13 protein-coding genes are annotated in these 14118 nt (G+C 54.2%); 6 read left to right on the top strand and 7 right to left on the bottom strand.

Features of this window, described 5'->3' with window-relative positions; genetic code table 11:
* Positions 1 to 122: 122 nt before the first annotated feature.
* The 6 genes from C7123_RS12540 (at position 123) to C7123_RS12515 (ending at position 7511) form a co-directional block, all read left to right on the top strand.
* Positions 123 to 956 carry a DUF6261 family protein gene (locus C7123_RS12540; RefSeq protein WP_159049941.1) on the top strand — a complete coding sequence of 278 codons (834 nt, stop codon included), beginning with the start codon at positions 123 to 125 and terminating at the stop codon, positions 954 to 956.
* Positions 957 to 1053: 97 nt separating this feature from the next.
* On the top strand, positions 1054 to 3114 hold the full coding sequence (gene uvrB, locus C7123_RS12535; protein WP_069175285.1) for an excinuclease ABC subunit UvrB: 2061 nt from the start codon (positions 1054 to 1056) through the stop codon (positions 3112 to 3114).
* Positions 3111 to 3974 carry an N-acetylmuramoyl-L-alanine amidase-like domain-containing protein gene (locus tag C7123_RS12530; protein WP_069175284.1) on the top strand — a complete coding sequence of 288 codons (864 nt, stop codon included), beginning with the start codon at positions 3111 to 3113 and terminating at the stop codon, positions 3972 to 3974. Before uvrB ends, C7123_RS12530 begins: the two co-directional genes overlap by 4 nt.
* 261 nt (positions 3975 to 4235) lie before the next feature.
* Positions 4236 to 4679 (top strand): MoaF-related domain-containing protein, encoded by a 444-nt coding sequence (locus tag C7123_RS12525; protein ID WP_069175283.1) that lies wholly within the window; start codon positions 4236 to 4238, stop codon positions 4677 to 4679.
* A 276-nt stretch (positions 4680 to 4955) separates the two neighbouring features.
* Positions 4956 to 6107, top strand: coding sequence for a glycoside hydrolase family 5 protein (locus tag C7123_RS12520; RefSeq protein ID WP_069175282.1), 1152 nt, complete (start codon positions 4956 to 4958; stop codon positions 6105 to 6107).
* A gap of 69 nt (positions 6108 to 6176) precedes the next feature.
* On the top strand, positions 6177 to 7511 hold the full coding sequence (locus C7123_RS12515) for an MATE family efflux transporter (protein ID WP_069175281.1): 1335 nt from the start codon (positions 6177 to 6179) through the stop codon (positions 7509 to 7511).
* Positions 7512 to 7525: 14 nt separating this feature from the next.
* Here C7123_RS12515 and C7123_RS12510 read toward each other — a convergent pair whose 3' ends face one another.
* From C7123_RS12510 to C7123_RS12480, 7 genes are all read right to left on the bottom strand, one after another.
* The gene (locus tag C7123_RS12510; protein ID WP_159049940.1) at positions 7526 to 8302 is read right to left on the bottom strand and encodes a DUF6261 family protein; all 777 of its coding nucleotides are present in this window, start codon (positions 8300 to 8302) and stop codon (positions 7526 to 7528) included.
* A gap of 605 nt (positions 8303 to 8907) precedes the next feature.
* The gene (gene lipB / locus C7123_RS12505) at positions 8908 to 9573 is read right to left on the bottom strand and encodes a lipoyl(octanoyl) transferase LipB (protein WP_069175279.1); all 666 of its coding nucleotides are present in this window, start codon (positions 9571 to 9573) and stop codon (positions 8908 to 8910) included.
* 265 nt (positions 9574 to 9838) lie between these two features.
* Positions 9839 to 10684, bottom strand: a complete 846-nt coding sequence (gene mtgA / locus C7123_RS12500) for a monofunctional biosynthetic peptidoglycan transglycosylase (RefSeq protein WP_083206864.1) — start codon at positions 10682 to 10684, stop codon at positions 9839 to 9841.
* Positions 10685 to 10718: 34 nt separating this feature from the next.
* Positions 10719 to 11183: a DUF4293 domain-containing protein gene (locus C7123_RS12495; RefSeq protein WP_037984858.1), complete on the bottom strand. Its 465-nt coding sequence runs from the start codon at positions 11181 to 11183 to the stop codon at positions 10719 to 10721.
* Positions 11184 to 11201: 18 nt separating this feature from the next.
* Positions 11202 to 11534 carry a DNA-directed RNA polymerase subunit omega gene (locus C7123_RS12490; protein ID WP_037983664.1) on the bottom strand — a complete coding sequence of 111 codons (333 nt, stop codon included), beginning with the start codon at positions 11532 to 11534 and terminating at the stop codon, positions 11202 to 11204.
* A 33-nt stretch (positions 11535 to 11567) separates the two neighbouring features.
* A complete protein-coding gene (locus tag C7123_RS12485; protein WP_037983666.1) occupies positions 11568 to 12374 on the bottom strand; it encodes an outer membrane protein assembly factor BamD in 807 nt (268 codons plus the stop codon).
* A 77-nt stretch (positions 12375 to 12451) separates the two neighbouring features.
* Positions 12452 to 14116 (bottom strand): putative transporter, encoded by a 1665-nt coding sequence (locus C7123_RS12480; RefSeq protein ID WP_069175278.1) that lies wholly within the window; start codon positions 14114 to 14116, stop codon positions 12452 to 12454.
* Positions 14117 to 14118: the final 2 nt, after the last annotated feature.

Raw genomic sequence — 14118 nt, 5'->3', positions numbered from 1 at the left:
ATTCTGAAGCACATTGCAAGGCTTGCTTTCACGCACAACCTCTTATGCAGCTATAATTCAATATTCATATGATCGATAACACCAATTTGACAAGGGTCCGCATGCTGAATTTCTATCAGATAATGGACAACGTAATCACCTATTTGAATCAGGAAGACTTGGAAACTTTGAAGTTGAAGGATCCAGTTAAGGTCTTCACTGACAAGTTCAACGATTTCGATAAGCTCATCCAGCCGATGCGTAGCAGTGGGCTGTCGAAAGATCTGTACGAACTCGACGATCGGCGTGACAGGGCCATGGGGCGGCTCTCTACACACCTGCGTCTCTTCTCCGATTATCCCGAAGCAGACAAGGCCAAGGCGGCTAAGGAGCTGCTTCAGATCTATCGTAAGTACGGGAGTTTGCCGCAGAACAAGCCGAATCGTGAAGAGACGGCCCTCATCAAAAACCTCCTGCAAGACTTTGAGCCGGCCGACATCAAAGCGAAGCTTGCCCTGATTGGCGCCGATAAGTGGGTCAGCGTGCTCAAGGAGGCGAACGACGCATTCAGCGTCATGTATGGCCGGCAGGTTAAGCACGAGTCCATGCTTGATCCGGGCGCCGTGAAAGAGAAACGCGACGCGGTGTACGACGAGTTCAAGAAGCTCACGAACGTCATCAACGCGCTGGCAACGCTCGGTGGCGAGGCGGCATACAAGTCGATCATTGACATGATCAATACCGAGATGAAGAAAGCCGTCCTGGCCGAGCGCCCGGAGACCAAGAAGCCGTCTGACCCTAAGCAGCCCAAGACTCCGAAGGAGCCTAAGGAGCCGAAACAACCCAAGGAACCGAAGCAACCTGAGCAGCCGAAGGATCCGAAGCAGCCGGAGACGCCTCAGCCGCCTAAACCGGGCGGTGAGAAACCAAAGCCGGGCGGCGACGGTAATCCCGACATTACGCTGCCCGAGGAATAAGATACCCGACAAATTTTACTGGCGGCCGCAGCCGTCTATCCGGGTAGGGGCGAATGGCGTTCGCCCCTACTTTCATTTTCCCTCCCCCTTTCCCCTTATGGATTTCAAACTCGTCTCTTCATACCGGCCGACGGGCGACCAACCCGAGGCCATCGATGCCCTATCGCGGGGCATCGAGAGCGGCGTGCCGTATCAGACCCTTCTCGGCGTCACCGGCTCCGGCAAAACGTTCACCATCGCAAACGTCGTGGAGCGGGTCCGCAAACCCACGCTCGTTTTGAGTCACAACAAGACGCTGGCCGCCCAACTCTACAGCGAATTCAAGTCCTTCTTCCCGCAGAACGCCGTCGAGTACTTCGTTTCCTACTACGACTACTATCAGCCCGAGGCTTACCTGCCCACCACCGATACGTACATCGAGAAGGATATGGCCATCAATCAAGAAATCGACAAGCTTCGCCTGCGCGCCACGGCTTCGCTCCTCTCCGGGCGTCGCGACGTGCTGGTCGTCTCGTCCGTCTCCTGCCTTTATGGCATGGCCGACCCGCGGGCCTTCGAAGAGCAAGTCGTGCACGTGGAGCGCGGCATGCGCATCGCCCGCGACAAGTTGCTCCGCCGCTTCGTAGACGCGCTCTACGTCAATAATAAAGTAGAATTCAACTCCGGCAGCTTCCGGGTCAATGGCGACACGGTCGACATCTTCCCCGCCATCGAGGGCTATGACGGAATGGCATACCGCATCGAGTTCTGGGGCGACGAGGTCGAGCGCATCTCCTCATTTAACCCTGTCGACGGGCGCGAGTATGACGAACAAGACACGCTTCAGATCTATCCCACCAACCTCTTCGTCACCACCCAAGAGCGCATCCACTCGGCGCTCGGGCAGATTCGCCTCGACCTCGGCGAACGCGTGCAGCAGCTGCAGGAGATGGGCAAACCCTTCGAGGCCAAGCGTCTCGAGGAGCGCGTCACGTACGATCTGGAGATGATTCAGGAGCTGGGCCACTGCGCGGGCATCGAAAACTATTCGCGTTACCTGGACGGACGCCAACCGGGTGAGCGCCCATTTTGTTTGCTGGACTATTTTCCGAAGGACTTTCTGCTCGTCATCGACGAAAGCCATGTCACTGTACCGCAGATTCGCGCCATGTATGGCGGCGACCGCTCGCGCAAGGAGACGCTCGTCGAATACGGCTTCAGACTGCCGGCCGCACTCGACAACAGGCCGCAAACGTTCGACGAATTTGAGTCCCTCACGCCGCAAGCCGTCTACGTCAGCGCCACTCCGGCCGAGTACGAGCTGGCCAAGAGCGGCGGCATCGTCGTGGAGCAGGTGATCCGCCCGACGGGCCTGCCCGACCCGGTCATCGAGGTCCGCCCGAGCCAAAACCAGATCGACGACCTGATGGAGGAGATCTCGCAACGGACGGAGGTCAACGAACGCGTGCTCGTCACGACCCTCACCAAGCGCATGGCCGAAGAATTAACGGACTATCTCAAGCGCATGAACGTGCGCTGCAACTATATCCATAGCGACGTCGACACGCTCGAGCGCATCCGCATCATGGACGACCTCCGCAGCGGAGAGTTCGACGTGCTCATCGGCGTCAACCTCCTCCGCGAGGGCCTCGACCTGCCGGAGGTCTCGCTCGTGGCCGTCATCGACGCAGACAAAGAGGGCTTCCTCCGCTCCCACCGCTCGCTCACGCAGACGGCCGGGCGCGCGGCCCGTAACCTCAACGGCCGCGTGATCTTCTATGCCGACAAGATCACCGACAGCATGCGCATGACGATCGACGAAACGAATCGCCGACGCGAAAAACAGCTCAATTACAACCGCGCACACGGCATCACCCCCCGCACCGCCATCAAACAGAGCTCCGCCTCCGTGCTGGGCGATCGCGCACAAGCATCCGCCGTGCCCTACGCCTACACCGAGCCCGAACCCTCGCTCGTTGCCGAGCCGGTAGTGAGCTACATGACGCGTCCACAACTTGAAAAGGCCATCGAACGCGCGCGCCGTCGGATGACGGAGGCGGCTCGCAAACTGGAGTTCATCGAGGCAGCCCAATACCGCGACGAAATGCTGAAGCTCCAGGAGCTGCTCGACGGAAAACCGAAGGACGACGAACCGCAACCGAAGGAGGGTCGGCGATGAAACGTGTGATCAGCATCTTGCTCTGCGCCTGGTGGGCGATCGCGTCGAGTTCGGCAGACGATTGGTCGGGAAACTTGACGTTTTCCGTGGAAGATATGACCGCCTTCAACGGCTGCATGGGGACACTCCGATCTGTCACCAGCCCGCGCCCCGTCGGCGACGCCACACTCGCCGCCGCGCGATACTTCGTCGGCCGTCCCTACGTCGCCTCCACGCTCGAACGGGAGCCGGAACGCTTAGTGATCAACCTCCGCGAATGGGATTGCACCACGCTCGTCGAGTCGGCCGTCGCCTTAGCCCGCACCGCCCAAAGTCCCACGCCGACGTTTGACGTTTACCTCCGCGAACTCTCCCGCCTACGTTACCGCACGGCCGTCATCACCGACTATACCGACCGCCTGCACTACTTCACCGACTGGATCTACGAAAACGCCCGCCGCGGACTCGTGCGCGACGTCACCGCCGAGATCGGCGGCCGCCCCTATCAGCCGCGGCTCTCCTTCATGTCCACTCACCCCGACCGTTACGCGGCGCTACGCTCCCACCCCACGCGCGTCAACCTGCTGCGCGTCAAGGAGGCCGAGATCTCCGCCCGCACCGGTTATGCCCTCCTCCCGACGGCCGCCATCCCCTCTGCCGCCGGCTACCTGCGCGACGGCGACATCGTCTGCTTCGTGACCAACGTCCCTGGCTTAGACATCTCGCACGTCGGCATCATTTGCAGACGCGGGCGTACGGTAACGTTCGTTCACGCCTCCTCCTCCGCCGGACGTGTCATCGTCGAGCCGACCTCCCTCCACGCCTACGCCGCCCGTAACCCGCGCACGATAGGTATCATGGTCGTTAGGCCCGTGGATTAGGTACGCTCAGCGGCTTATTCTCTGCGTTTTTTTCTCGAAGGCCCCTCTCCGGGGGATCTCCTTGAACCAAGAATCGGGGAGCACGCTCTCCGGATGGATCATTTTGAACAAAGATTTGGGGAGCACGCTCTCCGGATGAACTATTTTGAGTCGAATGAGGAGAATCACGCTTTTCAAGGACTACTTATTGAAAGGGTCATGCGAAAAGCTGCGCTGCCGGGGGTACCTTTGCCGGTGATTAAACATTAAAGTGATCAGGCAATGAAAAAGAAAACAGTTAGGATTGCGTTAGCCCTATGCGGCCTCTTCTTTGTCGCAAGCAACAACGCCAAGCGGAAAAAACTGCTCTCCTCTGAAAACGTTGAAGCGGCTCAAGCTGAACCGACGTACGAGCTGATCGGACAACGCGTCCAGTTGCTCTATGACGGAGGGATGAAGGCTGAAGTACAATATCTGAATGATACGACGCTGCACAGGAAAACCACCGTGAACGGTAGCGTGGCAGAAGAGCGCAACACAATGGTTCAACGACGCATCGACAACAGCCGCTTCTTCGTGAACTGGATAGAAAACGACGGCACGACTGCGAGCCAAGTGATCGACTTCAAAGAAAAAACGGTGACCGTCTTTCTGACATTTACGGGCCCTGATGGCAAACGCAATTCGCAACTGCTCACTGGGCGCCTTGAGCTGCTCAGAGAATAACGGGAATCGCCCAATCGGCAGGGTGACGGCCTATTCTGAAAATTGTTTAGAGGCTTACTGCGGAGCGCATCCTGAGGATGTTTTTGACCGCTCTTTTTGTCAGACGATAGACGTTGCGTGCGATGGGAGGAGATGAAACGGACGAGGATCCCCTCCGGAATAAACTTCAAACAATCCCGAACACCCGAACAATTTCGTCGCATTGTGCGTTTTCATTCCGTCGAAGGTTCACTAAAGCACTTTCGACGAAATCATTCATTCCTAACCCTTATTGAAATGAGAACTACAAAACAATTCCTACTGACGGCGCTGGCCATTTGCGCACTTTCAGCTTGCGGGAAGAAGGACACGCCCGAACCCGAGCCCAAACCAAATCCCGGCACAGAACAACCCGTGCGACCAGCCCGCTTACGCGGTTTTATGGTAGCCCGCGTGGAGGATGTGAGCGAACGTACATTGGACGACGTGGCCGCATGGGGCGCGAACATCATCCGACTTCAAATTTGCCCGGTGGCATATGCCACGAAGAACAATCGCAACATCTGGGAGGCCCTCCCGGTCTACTTGATCCGTATCGACGAACGCCTCAAGTGGGCCAAAGCCCGCGGCCTAAAGGTTGTGCTCGACTTACACGAGCCGCCCGTCAACGGCTACACCGATCCCGGATTCCCCGCCTTCTGGGACAACCCGCAGACTCGCGACGGCTTCCTCCGCTTCTGGACCGCAGTGGCCAACAAGTTCAAAGACCCCGCCTACAACGACCTCATCTACGGCTACGACATCTATAACGAGCCCGCCGAATGGGTTCAAGGCACCGACCACGTCCCCCACAAGTGGCGGGCCATGGCCCCCGAGATTGTCAAGGCCATTCGCGCCATCGATCGCGACGTCTGGATCATCTACGAGCCCGGCCCCTGGAACGGCCCGGACAACTACCGCAACCTGCAGCCTCTCGCCGACAAACGCGTGATGTATAGTCTGCATTTCTACCTCCCCGGAAAATTTACTCATCAAGGTGTGAACATGGCGACAAAAGCCGAAGCCATCGCATCACTTGGCGTGGAGTATCCCGGCAAGATAAAAGGCAAGCAATGGGATCGCGCCGCGCTGGAGCGCGAGCTTGAAGTTGTAGACGACTTCCAGCGTCGGTACAACGTGCCCATTTTCGTCGGCGAGTTTAGTGTCGTGCGTTGGGCCCCTTTTCCGTCGTCTGCACGCTGGCTGACGGACGTCGTATCGCTCTTCGAAGAGCGCAAATGGACGTGGTGCTACCACGCCTTCCGCGAATGGGACGGCTGGAGCTTAGAGCACCCCGAGGGAAGGCACACCTTCCGTTACAAAGGCGATCCTGCCGCATCGCCGGCTAAGACCGAAACGGAGCGCGCCAAAGTGATCCGCGCTGCACTGCGCAAAAACGCGCAGAAATAGAGGCATCAATCCATGAGGTAGGGGCGAAAATCTTTCGTCCCTACCTTTTATCTATACCCGTCAAATCAAATGGAACAACGCAGAGACAATTACGCCTTCTTGACCGAAGGCCCCGTTCATCGCGTGATCGGGACGATGGCCGTGCCCACGATCATTAGCATGCTCGTGATTTCGCTTTACAACATGGCCGACACCTTTTTCGTGGGCCGTATCGACACGCAGTCCACGGCCGCCATCGGTATCGTCTTCTCTGTCATGTTCCTCGTGCAGGCCATCAGCTTCTTTTTCGGTAACGGATCTGGCAACTACATCTCCCGCGAGCTCGGCGCCAAACGTCGCCGCAATGCCGAGGTCATGGCTACCACAGGCTTCGTATATGCCTTGGCCGGCGGGCTACTTATTCTCATCGTCGGCGAACTCTTCCTCACCCCACTCTCACGCTGGCTCGGCAGCACGCCTACCATATTGCCCTATACCCGTACTTATCTCGGAATTACACTGCTCGGGACACCCCTCGTCACCGGGGCCTTTACGCTAAACAACCAAATGCGCTTCCAGGGCAACGCCATTTATGCCATGCGAGGCATCGCGACGGGTGCCATCCTCAATGTGGCGCTCGATCCGCTGTTCATTTTTGTCTTCAACATGGGAATTGCCGGCGCCGCGGTGGCCACGGTAATCGGACAAGCTGTCAGCTTCGTTATTCTCCTGCGCATGACCCATCGCGGTGGTAGTATTCGCATTCGCCTACAGAATTTTTCCCCCTCCAAGGTCTATATTCAAGAAATTATGGCCGGCGGAACCCCTTCGCTCTCCCGTCAGGGACTCAGCAGCCTGGCCACGGTTATGCTTAACTATGGCGCCGGTGCGTATGGCGATGCGGCTATTGCCGGCATGTCTGTCGTGAATCGTTTTACGATGATCCTACTGGCTGCCGTCATCGGTTTTGGACAGGGATTCCAGCCTTTTTGTGGCTTCTGCTATGGCGCCCGCCTCTACGAGCGAGTCAAGGATGGCTTCTGGTATGCGGTGCGTGTCAGCACGTTATTCCTACTCGTCTGTAGTGTCATCGGGTGGATTTTTTCGGATCACATTATCGTTCTTTTCCGTCGTGATCCGGCGGTCGTAGCTGTCGGCACTGTGGCACTGAAATGGCAGTTGGCTTCGCTACCTCTGACGGGGCTGATTATCCTTGGCAATATGTTCACGCAGACCATCCGCAAGACGATACGGGCCAATATTTTAGCGGCGGCACGTAGCGGACTTTTCTTCATTCCGCTGATGATGATTTTGCCGAATACGTTCGGTTTGATGGGTGTAGAGATGTGTCAAACTGTCAGTGATGTGCTTGCCTTCTCCCTTACGTTGCCCATTCTCCATAGCGCTTTCCGCGAGATGCGGTGAAACTTTCTGAACATTCAATCCGATATCTCCTCCGACTCCTCTTTTTGATTGCTGCGGGACTTCCGTTGTGCCTGACTCTGCCGATGTACCATGCGCACGTTGTTCGTGTGTTCATTGAGGTATCTCACCAGATTTTCAATCGATTCCCGGTCTACTGGCGCCTGTCCCTGAATATAAGCCACCTCTAAAAGTCGGAGTATTTCGTAATAAGCTTTGTCCGTTTTGGGACGAATTTGAGTAGCTGAAGGCCGTTTTTTTTCGGCTCGCTCATTGGTGCGTTCTGCTACCAGCGTACGCAATTCCTTATAGGACTTTTCGAGTAGTCCGATCCCCTCCTCGAGTCTGAGTCGGGAGATATGCTCGGTGCACTCAGGCTTTTTTAGATCGATAAGCAAGGATTCGATACGTGCGGGCTTACGTGTGACACCTTCCGCTTGGATGCGCTTACCCACACGCATAATAATGTACAGTTTTTCGGCCGACTCGACCTCCTCCGGCTTCGGAGATAGGCGCATTGTGCGTACCATGCTGAGTATGAACGACAATAAGCGATCGCATTCGAAGTTTTTTTTCTTTATTTCTCTCGTGTTGTAACTCTCGCGCGCCTCGGAAATCATGTCAAGTTCTTCGTCGACCCATTTTTTATATTCCTCTGATTGCAATTTGGGTACACCGATTTTATCCGGGTCTTCGTTCATCATGCGACTACAAACATCGCCATGAAAAAAGGCATGCAGCGCAAGGCTTAGTCTATGCTGACTGATTTTTTCGATATGAATGGTTTCTATCATACTGTTATTCTCCGACTTGATGAAGGGTAGGCATTCGGGTAATAGCACATGAAATTCATTTTCTATGCTTATTCAGGCGCGAAGATAATCATTTGTAGTTGATCGGAAATTATCGCACATAGAATCTTTAGATTACGCCGTAATCTTGAGTTCCCACCATTAATCAGATCAAAATTCCAGTGAGATCTTATATCCATCATATTCGTGATATGAAGATTACGACGTTATTATCTATCTATCATATTCATAACTCAAAAATTACGACGTAATTAAAGCATAACCATATCGAAAGCCATAAGATTACACCGTAATCGTGACATAATCACACACTCAGAATTTCAATAACGACGTAATCTTGGATATGAATATGCGATAATATAAAGAATACATCGTAATTTGAGATCAATTTATGTATTTGATTTCAGATTACGGTATATGATAGGGTGTACGATGTAATTGGAGCACATCAAACTAAAAATGATAGTATTGAATTTGTACTTACATAGAGAACGGGGGACAAAGTAGCAGAAAACGAAAGTGCCAGACACATGCAAATCATGTATCTGGCACTTCTCTATTTTCTTGAGGTTACTTTTAGCGCTTCGTTAACTGCCAAAGATGGATCGAAAATCCTCGAGGAGAAGCTGCTTGGAGGTCTCCATATCGGGTGATTCGGACGGAGAGAGCTCTTTGGCTAACGAGGTGACTCCCTTATCGATAAATCCGCAGGGGTGGATGAGTGAGAAGTAGCTGAGATCTGTCGATATATTCAGTGCGAACCCGTGCATGGTGACGAACCTTCGACTACGGACGCCAATGGCGCATATCTTCCGGGCACGTGTTTTCCCGACGTCTAACCAGACTCCCGTAGCGCCTGCCATACGTTCGGCATGGAGATCGAAGCGTGCGAGGAAACGGATGACGGTCTCTTCGAGAGCTTCGATATAGGCGCGTAATCCGAGGTGCAGCGGCTCAAGGTCGAAGACGGGATAACCGGTGATTTGGCCGGGGCCGTGATACGTGATGTCTCCTCCGCGATTGGTGTGGTAGAAGGCTACGCCGCGACGACGGAGCACGTCTTCCGAGACAAGTAAATTGGCATCCAGACCGTGTTTGCCAAGGGTGAGAACGGGGTTGTGTTCGCAAAAAAAGAGTCGACTTGTGCCGGTCTCTCCGCGTTCTTTGAGGGCGAGGAGTTCGTCGAAGGCGGCGGTTTGTATCGCCAGTGCTTCGGCGTAGTCTATGCGTTTGAGATCTTGATAAATGAACATAAGTGTGGGGGTTAAATGGTCTTCTTTTCTTCTCTTGATAGAAGAAAAGAATCAAAAGAAAATCAAGGCCTCTGCCGAGGCCGGGGAAGCTGGCCGGGTACATGAGATTCTCCGTTATGTATCTGGCAAACTTCGCCGGCGGCCGCAGCCGCCTTCTCTTGATAGAAGAAAAGAATCAAAAGAAAATCAAGGCCTCAGGGACGCCGGCCAATTTGGCTTGGTACGTGATGTGTACTTGATCTGCTTTTTATTTTTCGTCTTTACGTTATTCCTCGTCATCGTCTTCTTCCTCGTCGTCGACTGTAACGTTTTCGGGAAGTTCGTCTTTGGGCGCTGGTTCGACTGTCTGAGGGGTGGGTTTGGGACGGGACGACGGCGCGGCGGGTTGGGGCTTTTCGGCTGGTGCCGCATCGACTGCCGCAGGGCTACCCGAACCGATGGGAACTGCGCCTACTTTGCCCATGAGCGAGAGGATAGCGCCCTGACGTTTACGCATATAGGCCGAAGGGGCTCCGGGATTGCGTTTACGTGGATTGGGCAACGCAGCGGCGATGAGCGCGGCTTCTGGGCGGGTCAACGAGGCGGCTGACTTAGAAAAGTAGGTTCTGGAAGCGGCCTCGACGCCGAAAATGCCACGTCCCATCTCGATGGAGTTGAGATAGACTTCCATAATGCGCTCCTTGCCCCACACGAACTCGATGAGGACGGTAAAATAGGCCTCCAAGCCTTTGCGGATCCACGATCGACCGGGCCAGAGGAAGACGTTTTTAGCCGTCTGCTGCGATATGGTGCTGGCTCCGCGCTTCCGTCCGCCTCGCTTGGCTTCTTCCATCGCTTGACGGATCTGCTCATGGTCGAAACCATGATGCGTCATAAAACGATTGTCTTCCGAAGCCACCACAGCTAGTGGCATGGCATGCGAAATCTTATCAATGGATACCCAATGGTGTTTCATTTGCGGCGTTTCGGGGTCGAGGGCACGGATGAACATCAGCGGCGTGAACGGAACGGGCAACCACTTATATACGAGCACCATAAAGAGGCTAAAAACAAACAACGCCAGCACCGCGTTGCGGCACCAGCGTAGTATGCGTTTGAAACGTAGTTTCATCAGATGAAAAAATGAGATCGAGGGGCTCTTCGAATCATTTCCGAAGCCTGTCGAGCGAGCGAACGAGCATCTCGTCAGCACCGATAGCTCGGATAGCCAACCAATTTAGGATGAGCGAAATAAGTGGGAAGGCTAGGGCGATCCGAAAATTGAAGGTGAAGGCATCCATCGAGCCTGCAAGTCGCCAGAGATAGAAGGCGAAGAGGCCATAAAAGCCTACGATGAGCAGCGTATTGAAGGTGCAAAGCCTAATCTGCAGCATGCGTCGGCGAAAAAGGAAGATGGTGACAAGTGCCAACAGCGAAATGAGTGCCGAAAGAGCCATCAAGGCCCACGTGGGATAGACGAGCGCCTCGGGAGAAGCCATTGTGCTCATTCCCGAGGCGTCGAACGAATAAAAAATGCCGTCAAACTGCACCGTAGCCAGCGGCATGAACACCACAAGGAGGTTAAGTGCGGCTACGATCAGCAAATAGACGGTCTGAATACGTTGAATCATATCTGAATATCAGAACGATTAGAAACTCTTCTCGCGCGAGGGATTTTTGTAGTAAATCTTGTCCTCGAGATACTCCTGAGTAGCGATGAGGGTCGGTTTGGGCATTTTTTCGTAGGATCGGGAGATTTCGATCTGCTCGTGGTTTTCAAAAACCTCCTCCAGGTTGTCGCTGAGATTCGTAAACTCCTCGAGTTTCTTCTCCAGATCCTGCTTCATTTCGTTACTGATCTGATTGGCGCGTTTGGCAATCACCATGACGGTTTCGTACACGTTGTCTTGATTGTCGTGACAGAGTTTAATCATGTCTCGCGTGACGGTATTCGTCGGCGCCGTTGTCTTGCGGTAATCCATTTCTCGTTATGCTCTTGTTAAAGAATTGATGTGTCAATATTTCGTTGTGATGTGTGAGTTGGCCTCGTTGAAGTACTTCTGTACTTGTCGGCTGTACTTCCCGTCGGGGAACTCGTTCTTATAATTGTAATATTCGTCTACTACGTCACGATAGCGGCCCTGCAAACGATCTTCTACGCTGACCGAGGCTAACTCGAACTTCGATTTGATCTTCAGGAAGATAAAATCCTCACGGTACTTAGTGTAGGGATAATCGCGGAGAGCATTATCGGCCGTGATGACGCACGATCTGTAATTATTTCCCATGTAGGTGCCTAAGTTGTAGTATAATTCGGCGGCAAGAAGCTCCTTGTAGGCCAATTTTTCCTGCAATTGAAAGAGGATTTCTTGAGCTTGTTTGGCACGCTCACTCTGCGGATAATATTCCATGTAGAGTTGGAGTTGCGCAATGGCCTCGTAGGTTTGCGATTGGTCAAGTCGAGGGTCCGGGGAGTCCAAATAGAGCCCATAACCGGAGTAAAAACGGGCCTGCTCGGCGTATTCGCCTTTGGGATACGTGGTGTAATAGGTTTTGAAATACTCTGCCGCCGTTTCATAGTCCTTCTGGCTATAATAAGTTTGAGCCAGCAGGTAAAGCGACTCCTCGGCGTGCGTTGTACCCTTAAAAATGGGCACAAGCTCCTCCAGCAGCGTGGCTGCTTTGGCGTATTTCTTTTCGTCGAAGTATTTTTTAGCGTAGGAGTACTTCAATTCGTAGTCCGTGCTCTTGAGGATCTTGTTGTATTCGCCGCACGAGGCAAACAGGAGCATGATCCCAATAACCCATCCGATATTCTTCATTCTGCTATAGTTAGGCGCTGTTTTTTAACGGCGGCAAAAGTAATTCATCCCCCGAAACCGGAAAGTGACGCTGTCTTTCAGCCCAAAAGGGCCATCAGCAACACCTGCACCAGGATCACACGGGCAAACATGCTTAGCGGGTAGACCGTGGCATAGGCAACGGCGGGGTTATCGCCCGAGACGGTATCGTTGACATAGTTCAGCGCCATCGGATTGGCCATGCTGCCACACAGCATGCCGAATACGCTGGCAAAATCGATCTTCAGCCACTTCATAGCTATCGCACCGACGATCAAAGTGGGGATAAGTGTCAACACGAAGCCCAATCCGATCCACAACAAGCCCTCGGGACGAAACACGGTCTCGAAAAAATGCGCTCCCGCGTCGAGTCCGAGACATGCGAGGTACATCGACAGTCCCAAGGCGCGCAACATGAGGTTCGCACTACGCGTGGTGTACGTAATCATGTGCAACCGTGGGCCAAACGTGCCCAAAAGAATGCCTACGATGATCGGTCCGCCGGCCAGACCTAACTTAACGGGCGTAGAAATGCCTGGAATGGCGATGGGTAATGATCCCAGCACGAGCCCCAGCACTATACCTATAAATATGACTACCAGATTCGGTTCATTGAGGCTTTTCACCGCATTGCCAAGTACCTTTTCGACGTTCCGAATGGCTGCCGACTCACCCACAACGGTCAATCGGTCGCCAAGTTGGAGCACCAGCTCGGGCGTAGCCAGTAGTTGCACCCCGGAACGATAGACGCGGCTGATATTGATGCCGTAATGATTGCGTAGGCGGAGGGATCCGAGGCGCTTGCCGTTCAATTCGGGGCGTGTAACAACGATCCGCTCCGACGCGAGCTCGCTATCGATGGCGTTCCAGTCGATGTCGTCCTTATTCCAGTCCTTATTTTCCTGTTCGCCGAAGAGTACGGTCAACGCGGGTACGTCTTTTTCGGACGTAATGACCAGCAGACGGTCGCCCTCACGGAGCGTAGAGGCCGATGTAGGGATGCTGACATGCCCGTCACGCCAAAGACGAGAGATGACGAAGCGTGTGGTACTGATGGCCCCAATGTCCTTCACGCTTTTGCCGAAGACGGCGGGGTTGTGCACCTGAAAGGCGGCCATATAGACCTTGTTCGCGTCCTCCTTCTCCTGAGCGCCTGTGTCGCCGGGCTTCACGAGTGTCTTGCGCATGAGCATGACGGCGATAATGACGCCCACGACACCCAGTGGGTAAGTCACGGCGCAACCGAGGGCTGCCGTCGATCCGTCGAGTCCGAGTTGCACGAGCGTCTGCTGTGCAGCACCGAGCGCGGGTGTATTCGTCGTGGCGCCACAGAGTATGCCGACCATGTCAGGCAGGGAAACGCCCGTAGCGTACGAAAAGGTGACGGCCATAAGCGTGCCGAGCACAACGACGCCCATCGAAAGCATGTTAAGCGTCAATCCGCCCGTATGAAACGAGCTGAAGAAGCCCGGGCCGACCTGTAGCCCGAGGGCGTAAACGAAAATGACGAGGCCGAAACTCTCGGCGTAGGTGCGCATGGCCGGATCGACGGTAAAGCCGAGGTGGCCAGCCAGAATGCCCACAAAAAAGACAAACGTGACGCCGAGTGAGATGCCCATAAGGCGCACTTTGCCCAGTCCCAATCCGATGGCGGAGATAAAAGAGATCACCACCATCGCTTGTAGTGCAGTGTGTTCGCTGAATAAACTGATAAACCAATCCATTG

It is taken from the genome of Tannerella serpentiformis (genome assembly GCF_003033925.1).
Taxonomy (GTDB): Bacteria; Bacteroidota; Bacteroidia; order Bacteroidales; family Tannerellaceae; genus Tannerella; species Tannerella serpentiformis.
This window is presented reverse-complemented; position numbering and strand designations above follow the sequence as displayed.

Bases quoted from the DNA above. Each gene is read 5' to 3' on its own strand.
- C7123_RS12495 (WP_037984858.1), bottom strand. From the start codon at position 11,183: ATGATTCAACGTATTCAGACCGTCTATTTGCTGATCGTAGCCGCACTT.
- uvrB (WP_069175285.1), top strand. From the start codon at position 1,054: ATGGATTTCAAACTCGTCTCTTCATACCGGCCGACGGGCGACCAACCC.
- C7123_RS12530 (WP_069175284.1), top strand. From the start codon at position 3,111: ATGAAACGTGTGATCAGCATCTTGCTCTGCGCCTGGTGGGCGATCGCG.
- lipB (WP_069175279.1), bottom strand. From the start codon at position 9,573: ATGTTCATTTATCAAGATCTCAAACGCATAGACTACGCCGAAGCACTG.
- C7123_RS12540 (WP_159049941.1), top strand. From the start codon at position 123: ATGGACAACGTAATCACCTATTTGAATCAGGAAGACTTGGAAACTTTG.
- C7123_RS12515 (WP_069175281.1), top strand. From the start codon at position 6,177: ATGGAACAACGCAGAGACAATTACGCCTTCTTGACCGAAGGCCCCGTT.
- C7123_RS12490 (WP_037983664.1), bottom strand. From the start codon at position 11,534: ATGGATTACCGCAAGACAACGGCGCCGACGAATACCGTCACGCGAGAC.
- C7123_RS12485 (WP_037983666.1), bottom strand. From the start codon at position 12,374: ATGAAGAATATCGGATGGGTTATTGGGATCATGCTCCTGTTTGCCTCG.
- mtgA (WP_083206864.1), bottom strand. From the start codon at position 10,684: ATGAAACTACGTTTCAAACGCATACTACGCTGGTGCCGCAACGCGGTG.
- C7123_RS12480 (WP_069175278.1), bottom strand. From the start codon at position 14,116: ATGGATTGGTTTATCAGTTTATTCAGCGAACACACTGCACTACAAGCG.
- C7123_RS12520 (WP_069175282.1), top strand. From the start codon at position 4,956: ATGAGAACTACAAAACAATTCCTACTGACGGCGCTGGCCATTTGCGCA.
- C7123_RS12510 (WP_159049940.1), bottom strand. From the start codon at position 8,302: ATGATAGAAACCATTCATATCGAAAAAATCAGTCAGCATAGACTAAGC.
- C7123_RS12525 (WP_069175283.1), top strand. From the start codon at position 4,236: ATGAAAAAGAAAACAGTTAGGATTGCGTTAGCCCTATGCGGCCTCTTC.